At 36.5% G+C, this 13,719-nt stretch carries 13 protein-coding genes, 1 other RNA gene and 1 pseudogene; 6 read left to right on the top strand and 9 right to left on the bottom strand.

Features of this window, described 5'->3' with window-relative positions:
* Positions 1–32: 32 nt before the first annotated feature.
* From MHB44_RS02245 to MHB44_RS02235, 3 genes are all read right to left on the bottom strand, one after another.
* Complete coding sequence (locus tag MHB44_RS02245) at positions 33–1,034, bottom strand: anti sigma factor C-terminal domain-containing protein (RefSeq protein ID WP_341301408.1); 1,002 nt, start codon at positions 1,032–1,034, stop codon at positions 33–35.
* On the bottom strand, positions 1,027–1,557 hold the full coding sequence (locus MHB44_RS02240; protein ID WP_341301407.1) for a sigma-70 family RNA polymerase sigma factor: 531 nt from the start codon (positions 1,555–1,557) through the stop codon (positions 1,027–1,029). Before MHB44_RS02240 ends, MHB44_RS02245 begins: the two co-directional genes overlap by 8 nt.
* A 151-nt stretch (positions 1,558–1,708) precedes the next feature.
* Positions 1,709–2,047, bottom strand: coding sequence for a zinc ribbon domain-containing protein YjdM (locus tag MHB44_RS02235; RefSeq protein ID WP_341301406.1), 339 nt, complete (start codon positions 2,045–2,047; stop codon positions 1,709–1,711).
* A 383-nt stretch (positions 2,048–2,430) separates the two neighbouring features.
* Here MHB44_RS02235 and ssrS point away from each other — a divergent pair.
* From ssrS to MHB44_RS02220, 3 genes are all read left to right on the top strand, one after another.
* Positions 2,431–2,623: non-coding RNA, 6S RNA (gene ssrS / locus MHB44_RS02230), on the top strand.
* 329 nt (positions 2,624–2,952) lie between these two features.
* A complete protein-coding gene (locus MHB44_RS02225; RefSeq protein ID WP_341301405.1) occupies positions 2,953–3,912 on the top strand; it encodes an ATP-binding protein in 960 nt (319 codons plus the stop codon).
* Between the two features lie 2 nt (positions 3,913–3,914).
* Positions 3,915–6,377, top strand: coding sequence for a S8 family peptidase (locus tag MHB44_RS02220; RefSeq protein WP_341301404.1), 2,463 nt, complete (start codon positions 3,915–3,917; stop codon positions 6,375–6,377).
* A 405-nt stretch (positions 6,378–6,782) separates the two neighbouring features.
* On the opposite strand, the pseudogene MHB44_RS02215 reads toward MHB44_RS02220, so the two are convergent.
* Together MHB44_RS02215 and MHB44_RS02210 are read right to left on the bottom strand one after the other, a co-directional pair.
* Positions 6,783–7,905 (bottom strand): annotated as a pseudogene (locus MHB44_RS02215) (IS3 family transposase).
* Positions 7,906–8,183: 278 nt separating this feature from the next.
* On the bottom strand, positions 8,184–8,771 hold the full coding sequence (locus MHB44_RS02210) for a hypothetical protein (RefSeq protein ID WP_341301403.1): 588 nt from the start codon (positions 8,769–8,771) through the stop codon (positions 8,184–8,186).
* Between the two features lie 403 nt (positions 8,772–9,174).
* On the opposite strand from MHB44_RS02210, the gene MHB44_RS02205 reads away from it, so the two are divergent.
* Positions 9,175–9,309 carry a transposase gene (locus MHB44_RS02205; protein ID WP_235473240.1) on the top strand — a complete coding sequence of 45 codons (135 nt, stop codon included), beginning with the start codon at positions 9,175–9,177 and terminating at the stop codon, positions 9,307–9,309.
* A gap of 193 nt (positions 9,310–9,502) precedes the next feature.
* Positions 9,503–9,991 (top strand): IS3 family transposase, encoded by a 489-nt coding sequence (locus MHB44_RS02200; RefSeq protein WP_341301402.1) that lies wholly within the window; start codon positions 9,503–9,505, stop codon positions 9,989–9,991.
* A 328-nt stretch (positions 9,992–10,319) separates the two neighbouring features.
* Here MHB44_RS02200 and MHB44_RS02195 read toward each other — a convergent pair whose 3' ends face one another.
* A complete protein-coding gene (locus MHB44_RS02195) occupies positions 10,320–10,685 on the bottom strand; it encodes a hypothetical protein (RefSeq protein WP_341301401.1) in 366 nt (121 codons plus the stop codon).
* Between the two features lie 333 nt (positions 10,686–11,018).
* Positions 11,019–11,396: a peptidase dimerization domain-containing protein gene (locus MHB44_RS02190; RefSeq protein WP_341302904.1), complete on the bottom strand. Its 378-nt coding sequence runs from the start codon at positions 11,394–11,396 to the stop codon at positions 11,019–11,021.
* A gap of 379 nt (positions 11,397–11,775) precedes the next feature.
* Here MHB44_RS02190 and MHB44_RS02185 point away from each other — a divergent pair, with 379 nt between their 5' ends.
* The gene (locus MHB44_RS02185; protein ID WP_341301400.1) at positions 11,776–12,237 is read left to right on the top strand and encodes a hypothetical protein; all 462 of its coding nucleotides are present in this window, start codon (positions 11,776–11,778) and stop codon (positions 12,235–12,237) included.
* A 47-nt stretch (positions 12,238–12,284) separates the two neighbouring features.
* On the opposite strand, the gene MHB44_RS02180 is transcribed toward MHB44_RS02185, so the two are convergent.
* Positions 12,285–12,923, bottom strand: a complete 639-nt coding sequence (locus MHB44_RS02180; RefSeq protein WP_053993327.1) for a 3-oxoacid CoA-transferase subunit B — start codon at positions 12,921–12,923, stop codon at positions 12,285–12,287.
* The gene (locus MHB44_RS02175; protein WP_341301399.1) at positions 12,923–13,630 is read right to left on the bottom strand and encodes a CoA transferase subunit A; all 708 of its coding nucleotides are present in this window, start codon (positions 13,628–13,630) and stop codon (positions 12,923–12,925) included. The genes MHB44_RS02180 and MHB44_RS02175 overlap by 1 nt, the downstream gene beginning before the upstream one ends.
* Positions 13,631–13,719 lie beyond the last annotated feature (89 nt).

The following is a 13,719-nucleotide window of genomic DNA, read 5'->3' as shown; positions in this document are numbered from 1 at the left end:
TGTCTCCACAAAGCCGAGACAACTACTCATTACTATCTATTATCCCAATTCCATAGCTCAACAGCTCCAAGCACTTCATTAGAAATTCCTTCAATGTCTTTGAGCTTTAATAATTCCTTCGTTGGCCCTGTCACCACAGCCCCATAAACCTGAAAACCATTCGTTTTTAAATAATCATAGCGCTCTTGCAAATGAGCTACACCAAGAAAATCTTCAATATAGCTTTGTTTTTCATTGTTCAATAATTTTTCCATATTTTCCAGCATAATATGCTGACTTTTTTTAATGTTCGTAAAATTCTCCCCTATCCAGATATGCGAATAATCATCACTAACCTCCAATCCTGCTGACAGCCCAAAGGTATCATAAGTTGTAATCGTACCACTACCTCTACTGTGAAAAGCTGGATCAAAGGATTTTAATTCACCCATATATAAAGGCATCCAAACAATGTTTATATCGTAGGGAGCAAGTTTTCTTACCAGTTCTACAGGCTCCATAAATATTGATGTAGAAAATGCCAGCTCTGCCACCGTTCCTTCAGGTATTTTTTCGAGTGTCTTCCAAACATTATGATTCAGTTGAGAGGAGGTTGCTTTCCCTGTTTGAGGATCTACAGGTAAATTAAAGCTAAATCTCTCAAACGCCTCTGCCGATGCTAAATCCATTCTCATCGTGGAAGCTGTATTCCAAATAGATTTTTCTATATGCATTTCGCCCACAACTACATCTTCTTTCCCTACTTGCTTCACAAGAGGGTAGTTTATTTTTTGTGTCAAAAGTGGTGTTATTTCTGTAGGTAATCTGGAGTTAAACTGTCCTTTAATATTTGGCTGTTGCCATTCTAGGACGATTAATGAATTATAAAGATGTTTAAGATCTGGCTGTGTTTTTTGGAAAATAATAGACACTCCTATAAGATAAAGACCATAAATCACAGCGCATATTAGCAATATACGCAATACACGAAACGTTAACGTAAAACGGTATTTCCGTAAAATTCTTTTTTCCATATCTTGCGACCACTCAGTCATCTCGAAAACCTCCATTCTTTTTAGCTAACTCTGCCAGGCGCTTACGTGCACGATGTAAAAGTATTTTCACCTGTCCCTCTGATATATCAAGTGCCTCCTGTAACTCTCGATAAGTAAATTGCTCATATTCGCGTAAATATAATATCATCCTGTAATTTTCAGGAAGGAATTTTAATAATAATTGGACATCCTCTGTGCTTTCCTGCTTCACAATAGCTTCCTCTGGCAGCCCATAAGGACTAAGCAGCTCATCTTTCCAAAATAAATGGGCAAATGGTATTGTCCTTCGCCTCGCTTGCTTACGCCATTCATCCAAATAAGTATTTCGTGCTACTTTAAATAACCATGCTCTCACATCCTCCTCTGTGTAAAATGACAGCGATATCGTAGCTCGTATAAAGGTTTCTTGCACTAAATCTTCTGCTATATGTACTGATCCAGACATTTTCAGCAGAAAATAATACAATGATTTCGCATATTTTTTATAAAGTTGCTCAAGTTCATTTTTCCGCTGTCTGTCCATACAATCCTCCTCGCTCGCTGCTTCACCAGTAAAACGCATGTCCCTGCTAAATGTTACAGTCATTACTAATTTTTTGTAAAAATAAAAAGAGCCGATTTTGAGTAGCGGTTATTGCTCTGGGCTACTCAATTCTCGGCCATTTTTATGATCGCTATGCTTTTTTCACGAATTCTGACTTTAATTTCATAGCACCAAAGCCATCAATTTTACAGTCAATATTATGGTCACCTTCCACCAGGCGAATACTTTTCACCTTTGTGCCAATTTTTAATGTGGATGAGCTGCCCTTTACCTTTAAATCCTTAATAACAGTAACTGAATCACCATCAGCAAGCAGATTGCCATTTGCATCCTTGACAATCAATGCATCTGCTTCTTGCTCAGTTGCCTCCATGCTCCACTCATGTGCACATTCTGGACACACATAGTTAACCCCATCCTCATACGTATATTCAGAATGACATTGTGGACAATTTGGATAAGCTGCCATTTTGCTTCCTCCTTTATATGTTTGCTGCTTGTTCAATTATACCTTAGCATCATAGCCTCCGGATTTTTTCGAGTTTACGCTAAATGCATCTCTCCAAAATTCGTGACTTTTATCTTAATTTATTGAGCGTTTAGATACTCGTAACGCGCGCCGCCTATTGAGGCAAGCGTTGAATCAAGATAATCCCTGTATATGCCTTTATCTTTACATAGTTAGGCATAATAAGCAAAGGTTGTTCGTGTTTGTGAAAAAAATATGAAGCTCCTGTACCTATTTGAAAATATTTCTATGCTAGAATTGTCGGCTTTGGTACATCTAACCATTGACATATTTGTTAAAACCCTCTTACTTGCAAGTTGAGCGGTCATGTTTTATTATATCTATAAAGGCTGCATTGCTCGTATAATATTAAGTTTTAACCTTTAAGCTGTAAAAGGGAGTTTTATTATTGGAGTTGGAATGACGGGCCTCACACTACGGTGCATGAGGATAAGCAGGAAGGCTTCTGCGAACACCCACTTTGAGGAGTGGTGGTTTAAAACTTTCTATAATAACTACGGCATACGCGGCTTTTTAATTTGTTCTTACAGCCACATGGCTTTGAAGTGAGTCACCCTTCTATTGTTGGAGGGTGATTTTTTTATGCGATTTTCTATCGTGTGCAAATCGTGTGCAAAAATTTAAAATTAAACGTTGTGAAGTTTATTTTTATTATTATTATAGTGATGCTACTTTAAGTATATAGATATGTTTTTGTAGCATACTAGTGGCAATTGTTATCAGAGTAGCATATTGTTAATAAAAGGAACTTGTATCTTTACAAAAAATCTTATTCTTCCATGGTGTAAATCCCCCATTAAAAAGGTAAAATATAACTAACAAATTTTGTTTAGGAGGTGAAAAGCATGGCAACTGCTGAACAACTTAAATTACTAGTAAAGGCACATTACGAAAATGATGATGCAAGGTTTGACACCCTACTCATCCAAGTAGCTGCTTCTGAAGCACAAAAAGGACATGTAGCATTAGCACGTGATTTAAAAAGTCTAATTGATAAAGGGAAGAAAAATTCTTCTAAAATTCAATATATTGATCCTGAACTTGAGGGATTAATTACAGTCCGTAATAGCACCTATAGGTTGGCTGATTTAGTTGTATCTAAAGAAGTTAAGGATAATTTAATAAATGTTATCAAGGAATACGAGAATAGATCAAAATTAGCTCAATTCGGATTAATGAATCGAAGAAAAATTCTTTTAGCAGGGAAACCTGGTACTGGTAAAACTTTGACAGCATCAGTTTTAGCTACAGAGTTACAACTCCCCTTGTGTATTATTCACACAGATAAAATAATGACAAAGTATCTAGGGGAAACAAGTCAGAAATTAAGTAAAATTTTTGATTATATGGCTAATTTCGAAGCGGTTTACTTATTCGATGAGTTCGATTCAATAGCTAGTGAACGAAACTTCGAAAATGACGTTGGGGAAATCAGAAGGATCATCAACTCTTTTTTACAGTACATTGAATCTAATGACAATGGATTTATTATCGGGGCGACAAATAACCCTCAACTACTCGACTCAGCTATTTTCAGAAGGTTTGATGACGTAATTGTATATAAACTACCTGATGCAACGCAACGAAAAAAGCTGATTAAGAATACGCTTGGTCAATTTTTTAATCCAGAAATAGATTTAGTTAGAGTCGGAAAACTATCTGAAGGTTTAAATCATGCAGAACTAGTAAATGTATGTAAAGATTCTATTAAAGAAACAATCTTAAATGATTCAGACAAAGTAACTGAAGATATCATCAGAAAAAATATAGAGAAGAAAATTAAAACATATACTTGGGAGAAATAAGAATGGTTCAAACTCACGACAATTTATTTTTATTTAATACTCAAAGTAACTTAAATTTCACTTCAAAAAAATCTGGGGGCGGCAAACCTGAACTACCGTCTAGGGATCGTAAAACTCACGGTCAATATATTACAAATAAATTAAATGAAATTTGGAAAGCGGTGGAGAGTTCAAGAAAAGATAAAAGAGCTGCTGCATCGCTTTCAATACATACTGGGACTTATTTAGAATTTCAAAGTACCCCAAATTTTTCACTTACCATCAAAAGTCTTGAAAACAAACAACAAAAAATCAAATTACTAAATGTTCGCAATAGAAATATAGATGGAAAAGAAATAGAGTATGCCACTGTTTTTGTTCCAAAAGGTAAAGAGCATTATTTTATAAAAAAAGCTAACGATTATTTAGAAAAAGTATCCGAAAAAACTAGTAATCCTTTAAATCAAAACTTAATTGATAGTATTGAAAATGTACAGTTGGCGCTAGTAGAGTCATTTTTCCCTATAAACCATGTCCAATGGCTAAGCGAATCAGAAAAAAAGTGGTATGAAATATGGCTTAGCGACGACAGTGTTGAAATCGAAAATCAATTTAGAAAGACTGCCGCTTTATTAGACCTTGAAGTATCTCCAGAATTTTTACGTTTTCCTGAGCGGACAATATTACTAGTATACGCAGATAAAAACGATCTGAGTAATTTGATATATCATAGCCCCTATATAGCTGAAATGAGAAGAGCAGCTGAAGCTAATACTTTCTTCCTTGATTTAGAAAATACAGATCAACTTAATTGGACAAATGATGCTAAAGAGCGTATTCAAAAAGATACTGATTCTCAAGTTGTAATTAACATTCTAGATACCGGAATACGTAGAACACATAATCTACTCTCCGACTTTATTGAAGAAGTAGACATGGTGGCCTACAAGCCGGAGTGGGACAAGTTTGATAACAATCAAATGGGTCATGGTACACTAATGGCCGGAATAGCGCTATACGATGATGTAAAAATGTTATTGGAGAGTTCAGATGTTCACTCTGTTACGCATACTTTAGAATCATCTAAGATACTTCCGGATGAAGGAGAAAATGAGCCTCAACTTTATGGTGCTATTACTAGTAAAGTTATCAGCGAACAAATTATCAACCACCCTAATAGAATTAGAGTAAATTGTATGGCTGTTACTTCTCCAGAAATAGATACATATGACGGCAGCCCATCTTCTTGGTCTGCTGCTGTAGATGAGATAACATCTGGAGCTGTAGATGGTATAAAAAAATTAATGTTAATATCGGCCGGAAATATTCCCACTACTGATTGGGGTGGTTACATTGATTCGAACAAAATATCTTCAGTTGAAAATCCCGGGCAATCATGGAACGCACTAACTATTGGGGCATACACCGTTAAATCAGATCCATCATTAATAAGCGCACCTGGTATGAGAGCGATTGCACCTAGTGGTGGGATTTCCCCTACTTCTAAAACATCTTTAATGTGGGATAAAAAATGGCCAATCAAACCTGAAATCCTTTTCGAAGGTGGAAATGGTATTACAAATTCTACAGAGTTCTATGAAGAAGAAAACTTTTCATCCTTAACAACTTACCATGATATTTTTACTCGACAATTTCACTATATAAACGCAACTAGTGAAGCTACGGCTCATGCCTCTTGGATGGCAGCTAAAATCTATAATAAATACCCACAGTTATGGCCAGAAACCGCACGAGCTCTGATGGTGCATTCTGCCGAGTGGACTGATGCAATGAAGAGTCAGTTTTTAACCACAGGCAATAAAACAGACTATGGAAACCTCTTAAGAAGCTGTGGTTATGGGGTACCAAATTTAAGCCAGGCTTTAAATTCTGTTGATAATAGTGTGAATTTGGTAATTGAAACTGAATTACAGCCTTATATAAATGTTAAAGGTAAACCACCCAAAACAAATGAAATGCATATTCATGAACTTCCTTGGCCTAAACAACAACTATTAGATTTAGGTGAAACTAAGGTTAAGCTTAAGGTGACTTTATCTTATTTCATTGAACCTGGTCCTGGTGAAAAGGGTTGGAAGAATCAGTATAGATATCCTTCTAGCCTCTTACGTTTCGAATTAAATGGTTCTAGAAATAGAGAAGAGTTTTTAAAAAGTATTAATAAAGCTGTAATTTCTGAAGATGAAGAAGAAACATTAACAAGCAGCAATGTCAATTGGTTATTAGGCCAACAAAGAAATGTAGGTTCTATTCACTCTGATACTTGGGAAGGAACTGCAGCTGAATTAGCTACAAGCAACTTAATTGGTGTATTCCCTGCTATTGGTTGGTGGAGAGAAAGAAAGTGGTTAGGTAAAGTAGAAAACACTATGCGGTATAGTTTAATTGTATCTTTATCCACTGAAGCAGATGTTGACTTATACACACCTATCTATACTAAAATACAAAGTGAAATCACTATTTAGCACCCCCATCATTGATAACCGTTATAAAATTCATAACGGTTTTTTTTCACAAAAATTTATAAACAAAAAAAGCTCTCGAATTGAGTAGCTTTTTTTGTTTCAACCTTTATTACTTTAATATTTCTTTTAGTCCCTGAATTTCAATAATTAATTTATCGCTATCAGAACTTTGGTTCATAAAATAATTAATTACAGAAAAAATTAAAGGTATGGATCTACGTCAAGTTTTTGGACACATTCTGCTTAAGTTTTTTCTTGAGGCAACATCCCGAATGGATTGTTCCACATCCCAAGTAGCCCGTCAAAGTGAAAAGAGCCTTTGACCGCCTACTTGGGATGTAGAGCGAAAAAGATACGGATGTTGCCAAACAAAAATGTTGGGGTGGGGATTTCCATCACCCATGTTTACGCTGGGGCACGGCAGACTTTTTCAAAGGCCTCTGGCGATAAATAACCGATGCTGCCATGAATTCGCTTGCGATTGTACCAGCCTTCAATATAGCGGAACAGCGCGATACGAGCTGCTTCGAAATTGGCATAGCGCGTACGATACACCTCTTCTTTTTTCAACGTCGCATGGAACGATTCGATGCACGCATTATCATACGGGCATCCTTTGCGACTGTCAGAAGGCGTGATCTCATATTGCTCGAGCTTTTCACGAAAATCCTCGCTCGTATATTGCCTCCCTAAATCGGTATGCAAAATCAAGCCTGGTGCGGGCTGTTGTACTTGTACGGCGTTTTCAAGCGCGTCTAAAACGAGGTCCACCGTCAGGCGGCGACCGAATTTATAACTGACAATCTTTTTTGTGTGTAAATCTTGTACCGACGCCAAATAGCACCAGCCATCTTGAACGGTATGGATATATGTAATATCGCCCACCCATTTTTTGTTGATGGTTTCGGTTGTGAAGTCCTGCTCTAATAAATTTTCACGTTCTTCTACGTGACCGCTAGATGAGGTCGGTTTGTACTTTTTTACGATGTTCGAACGGATGCCTGCATGTTTCATAATACGCTGAACGCGATCAATACTGCCGGTGTAACCTTCTTGCTTTACTTTGGTGCCCCGTAGCGTCCACCACTGTCTGCGTAGATGGCACGAATGCGTACTAAAAACTTTTCGTTTGCGACATGATAGCTGTTTGGCTGCTTATGAAACGATTGATACTACGTACTTTTTGGCATCTTTAACACATGACACATCAACTGAACAGCTTGATGCTCGCTTTCTTTTTCAATATGGTCAATGAGTTCTTGGTCGTCTATTTTTGTGCGAATATGGTCATAGCCTTTTTTAAGATTTCTACCTCTTGTTTCAGACGTAAGTTTTCCTTTTGGATTGCAGCTACTTCCGCTGCCGTTCACTCATTTGTCCCTTCAATCGGAGAATGAAGTTTAATCCATTTATAAATCGTTACTTCTGATACACCATATTCGCTTGATAGTTGATTGACCGGCGTGCCAGAGCGATAAAGCTCCACCACGGTTTGTTTGAACTCTTGATTATACTTTTTTTGACTCATGTCGGACACGTCCTCTCGTTTAGGTTATTTTACTAACTTAGCGCGAGTGTGTCCATGACTCTATATTACATCCAAAAATTGAAAAGAAAAAAAGAGTAAGGAAAAGATAACTTAATTAAAAATATGAGATTTGAAAGCTATAGTTACTCTGTGAAAAGATTCACTGTAAATTAGCCAACTATCTGAAAAAAAGCAGCTGATAGTAGCCAAAATAAAAAAATGCCCAGGCTCAAATTAATGAGTACTTGGGCTTTGAGTTTATGCAAATAATAATAATTTTACTTGTTTGTTTTTCCTGTCCAACCTTCTTCTTCATAGATACAACTTACTAAGATATGTCCTAGTGTACCAGCTATTACAAACACATTCCCTTTTATACCAAGTTTAATTAATTTTTTGGCTGCTTCAGTATAATCACCTTTATACATTAGCTGTAATACTGCAGTCCATGCTGCTGGCCCGAGAAATGAACCAAAATAATTTCCAATTTCTTTTTCAACGCATCTATCTACAGCTGCAGTGTAAGTTACAATTAAACCGTCCTTGGAGTTATTAAAGTTTTCATTTGATGTCTTTTCATTCTCTAAATTAAAATTAACAATGGCTTCTAAAGCTTCTGGATCTTCACTTTGGCCATATGTATTTTCCATTTTCTCAATATCAAAACCAATAATTTTTCCGCTTTCATCTTTAATAGATGCTTCTTCCCATACAAATTTTAATTGCTCTGCGAATTCTTGAATTTCTTGTTCTTCTTGCTCTTTAATAATTTCTTCTGCCTTAACAACTTGTGCTATTGGGCTCATTACCAACGTAAAAGTTAATACTGAAACAACAATAGATGCTAAATACTTACTAAACTTCATTTCCTATTTCCCCCTTTTATGTATTTTTACTTACATGTATAATATTACCGAAAATATAAAGTAAAGTAAACCCTTTTATGTAAATTTATTTCCTGTTATAATGTTTTTAATATAATTTTATTAAAGGATGCGATATATATTAGAAAATTTATCTTTGCTGTAGTTGGCTTCTTTGGTTTACTGTTAACTTTTGTTGCATATGATTATTTTAAGTTTGACAAAATAAATTTTGGAGCAAACATATCGAAAACCACATTAACTATTTTCTTTATCTCTTTATATACATGGGCATCAAAAAATAATAAGCAAAAAAACCAAGAATGATATTATCCCCTTTAGGTAGACAATGTTAAAAAAACTACAGTACGCTGTAGATAACATTTTACTTTAAGGGGATTTTTCTATGTCGAGAAAAAATAATACGTATTCAAATGAGTTGAAATTAGAAGTAGTACAGGCTTATTTGGCGGGAGAAGAAAGTATGCAAAAGATTGCGGAAAAATACGAGATTCGTCATGTTTCACAAGTAAAGGTATAGGTGAGAAAATTTAAAGAAGTAGAATTGATTGAAGCGTTTAACCGTCTTCCATCTTCAGGGTCAGGGGCGAAAGGCGTAAAAATCCGTTAAAAGGCAAACAGATTCACTTCAAGGATATAGAAAAAGAACGTGACTACTACAAGGCGCAGGTAGAATACTTAAAAAAGCAGTATCCAAATCTGTAAATGGAGGAATGCCCACTTATCCAGATCGTTATCAAATAATTGAAAAAATGAAGGACCGTTATCCGTTTACATGGCTGGCTGAAATGGCGAAAATCCAACGTTCCGGCTATTATAAGTGGTTGAAAAATGGCAAGGTATCGTTGCGGAAACAGGATGATATCCTTTTAAAAGAACACATTTTAACGATTCATCAAACAAATAAAATGTATGGCTATCCACGCATAAAAATCACTTTACGTGATAAAGGGTTTAAGGTGAATCACAAAAAAGTGTATCGATTAATGAGCGAATTAGGCATCCAATCCATCATCCGTAAGAAACGTCGCGTGTGGAAAAATCGAGTATCCCGTACATTTGACAATGTGTTAGAATGCCAATTTAAAGACCGTACAGAGAATGAAATATTCGTCACAGACATTACGTATTTACCGACAAAAACAGGCTTTCTCTATCTGTCTGCCATTCAAGATTTAGACAACAACGAAATTGTGGCTTAGCAAGTAGGCAAACGGAATGATTTACAGCTGGTGATGGACACGTTAAGCGAGTTAACAACAAAAAGAAATGTGTATTGAAGCATCATCCACTCGGATCAAGGCTTTCAATACACATCCCTTAACTATCATCAAACAATTGAACACCTCGGTATGATTGGCAGCCATTCCCGCAAAGGTAATTGCCACGATAATGCCTGCATTGAATCATTCTTCTCCCACTTTAAAAGCAAATGTTTGTCTCTTTTACAAGATCATTCTGAAGAGGAAATGATCCGATCTGTTGAGCAGTATATCTACTTTTATAACTATAAACGCTTCCAAAAACGACTCAACCACCTGACACCGATAGAATATCGACGTCAGATGGCTGCTTAGTCTTTTTAAAACGGTCTACTTGACAGGGGTAAGTCCATCCTAAGCCTTGATATTTTTGGTGTATAGCAAGTAAACTTAGCCACGGCTTTTGATGGCGAGGGCTTGACATGCCATAATCTAAAATGGCTATATAGTCTTCATCTTTTTTTACTAAGTATCGCTCAATGCGCCATTCATCTGCTTCTTTAAATGTTGCTAAAATGTCCTCCTTATCAAGAATCTGTTTATCATAGGCTATTGCATTATATTCCTTATTTGAATTCATAATTTCTTTTTCTATCTCTATAAACTTTCTATCATTTTGAATTAATGTCAACATATCCAGCTCTCCTATACTTGTAATTTATTGTCACCAACCTACACTATTAATTTTATAATAGAACATGCACAATAAAACTCAATGGAAAAATCCTGCTGAGTTCCTAAAAAATTCACCTATTCTATTATCAATACTGTTTTTTTAACCATTCAATAGCTACTTTAGCATGTAAAGCAGCCTCGTATTTAAAAATATCCTCATGTTGCTCCATACGAGGATTGTGGACAGGTGCCCTCTCTTTGCATGTTCCTAAAAGAAATATAAGAAAAATCCTCTGAACCGCTTAATACGCCATGCTTTCACAGTATGATCAATCATCTCTGGAATACGCTTTCACAAATGATCTCGTGTTTCCTGATGATAGCTTCTCATATTTCCCTGTAGAGTTGCCTTATCTGAAATGATATTCGTTGCCGTACCGCCGCCCATAGCACCTATTGACAATGTAACACTTTGACTTGAGTCAACTTCACGTGTCATTAATAGATTCAGGCTTGTATAAATCTGTGCCATAATCATATTTACATCAATTGTTTTATGCGGCTGTGAGCTATGACCACCGTTGCCTTGTATATTGACAATATATGTGTCCATTGCCTGCGATACTGTACCTTTATGAACGGATAAAGTTCCAGCTTGTTGGTCTGGCATAATGAGGATTCTGAAAGCCGCATCAACTATCCGATTTTGCAGTAAACCATCATCAATCATCAACTTTGAGCATTTTGGATGTTACTGTAATTCATGACGTCATTGTTTGGCTAAATTAACATTCTCTTTTTTCAATTTCTATCTACCCCTTTTATAAAAGACAATTATTAAATAGGTTTAAAGTGATAATAGCGCTTTATGGTAGCAATCATAATTAGTGATAGACGACCTCATCCGTTCCAACTAATTTAATCAATATAGGATTATTATCATTTCAATATAATGAATCCATTTCAGATAAACCTACTTATTTCCTCCGTATTATGGCTCTAGGTAAGCAATATTAGAATGACTTTATAAATATTCATTTTTTCTTTCCCCCTCTTTCCTTGTATAATTCCCTTTCTTTTTGCCCATATATGGAGTAACAAGGGAGGTTATGCTATTGAAAAAATTCATGTATTTATTACTCGCTATCTCATTATTGCTAACAGCTTGTGGAAAAAAGGTAGAGCCAACAGAGGTAGCTGTCGATGAAAACACTTCTGTTGAAGATATTGTTGGTGCGATTGTGAAAAATAAATTTTCTGTGGAAGAATCTAAAGGTATTGTGACGATCTCTATTCAGGATACGGACGTAACGGAGGGCTCAAAAAGTCAAATGCTAAAGGATTCAGCTAAAATTTTTGCGGAATTATCAAAGCTTAAAAGTGTTAAAACACCAGCCATTACTTGGTATGCCCCACTGACTGAACCTGATGGTGATCAAACAATGACAGAGCTATTAAATATTTATTTTAGCGAAGAGGACTATAACAGAGTGGATTGGGCCAACTATTCACAGATTAATGTCGAAACCGCAGCAACTCATTATCATGAAGATGAGGCTTTAGAGGATTAATGACTAAAAAAGATGAGGCTTGCTAGATGAGCCTCATCTTTTTCCTATTACTGGGCTAAAGCTACATTAAACGAAGCTGCTGTCTTCTTTTTAACTTCCTCTAACGTAACACCCTCAGCTAGCTCGATAAGCTGCATACCCTTTTCTGTGAAATCAAATACAGCTAGGTCTGTAATTAAACGATGAACAACACCTTTACCTGTTAATGGTAGCTCACATTGCTTTTTAATTTTCGATTCGCCATTTTTATTCACATGCTCCATCACAACAATAACCCTTTTAGCACCCACGACAAGGTCCATAGCACCGCCCATTCCTTTAACCATTTTCCCTGGAATCATCCAATTTGCAAGGTCACCTGCTTCAGATACCTCCATCCCGCCTAAAATAGCAAGATCAATATGACCACCACGAATCATAGCGAAGGACTCAGCACTATCAAAAAATGAGGCTCCTGGCACTACCGTTACGGTTTCCTTCCCTGCATTAATTAAATCTGGGTCTACTATATCCTCCGTTGGGTAAGGGCCAATACCAAGTAGTCCATTTTCAGATTGTAAAAGCACATTGTAGTTAGCTGGAATAGCATTGGCTACAAGGGTTGGGATACCAATACCTAAATTGACATTCATACCGCTTTTTATTTCCTTCACTGCTCTCGTCACAATTTTTTGTCTTGTATCCATTACGCTTCCCCCTTTGTCACCGTTAAACGCTCAATACGCTTGTCGTAATGCTCACCTACTAATACACGCTGTACAAAAACGCCTGGTGTATGAATATGGTCTGGATCTAGCTCGCCTACCTCTACAATTTCCTCCACCTCTGCAATCGTAATTTTCCCAGACATTGCAGCTAATGGATTAAAATTACGTGATGTTTTTCTATACACTAAATTTCCTAGCTTATCCGCCTTCCATGCTTTTACAAGTGCAAAATCAGCAACAATTCCTTCTTCTAAAATATATTCCTTCCCATCAAACACCTTAACTTCTTTGCCTTCAGCAATCGGTGTGCCAACCCCAGTAGCCGTATAGAAGCCTGGAATTCCTGCACCCCCTGCGCGCAGACGTTCAGCAAGTGTGCCCTGAGGTGTTAATTCTACCTCTAGTTCACCATTTAAAAATTGCTGCTCAAAAATTTTATTTTCACCAACATAGGATGCCACCATTTTTTTTATTTGCTTATTTGCTAGTAGTAGTCCTAAGCCCGAATCATCTACCCCACAGTTATTGCTAACCACCGTTAAATCCTTTGTGCCCTGCTGCACAAGCGCTGCAATAGACTTTTCTGGTATTCCACACAGTCCAAAGCCTCCTACCGCTAATGTATCGCCATCCTTAATATCTGCCACAGCTTCCTGAAACGAACTCCATACTTTCCCATCCACCATTTCAAAGCCCCCTAAAATTGCTCGTTTATTAAGAAAAATTCTACCTCATTACGAATTTATAAGTAAAGGAATTAATTCGAATATCATTT

This window comes from Lysinibacillus sp. FSL H8-0500, from assembly GCF_038051955.1.
Taxonomy (GTDB): domain Bacteria; phylum Bacillota; class Bacilli; order Bacillales_A; family Planococcaceae; genus Lysinibacillus; species Lysinibacillus macroides.
Note: the sequence above shows the minus strand (reverse complement) of the source record. Positions and strands in the feature narration are given on the sequence as shown.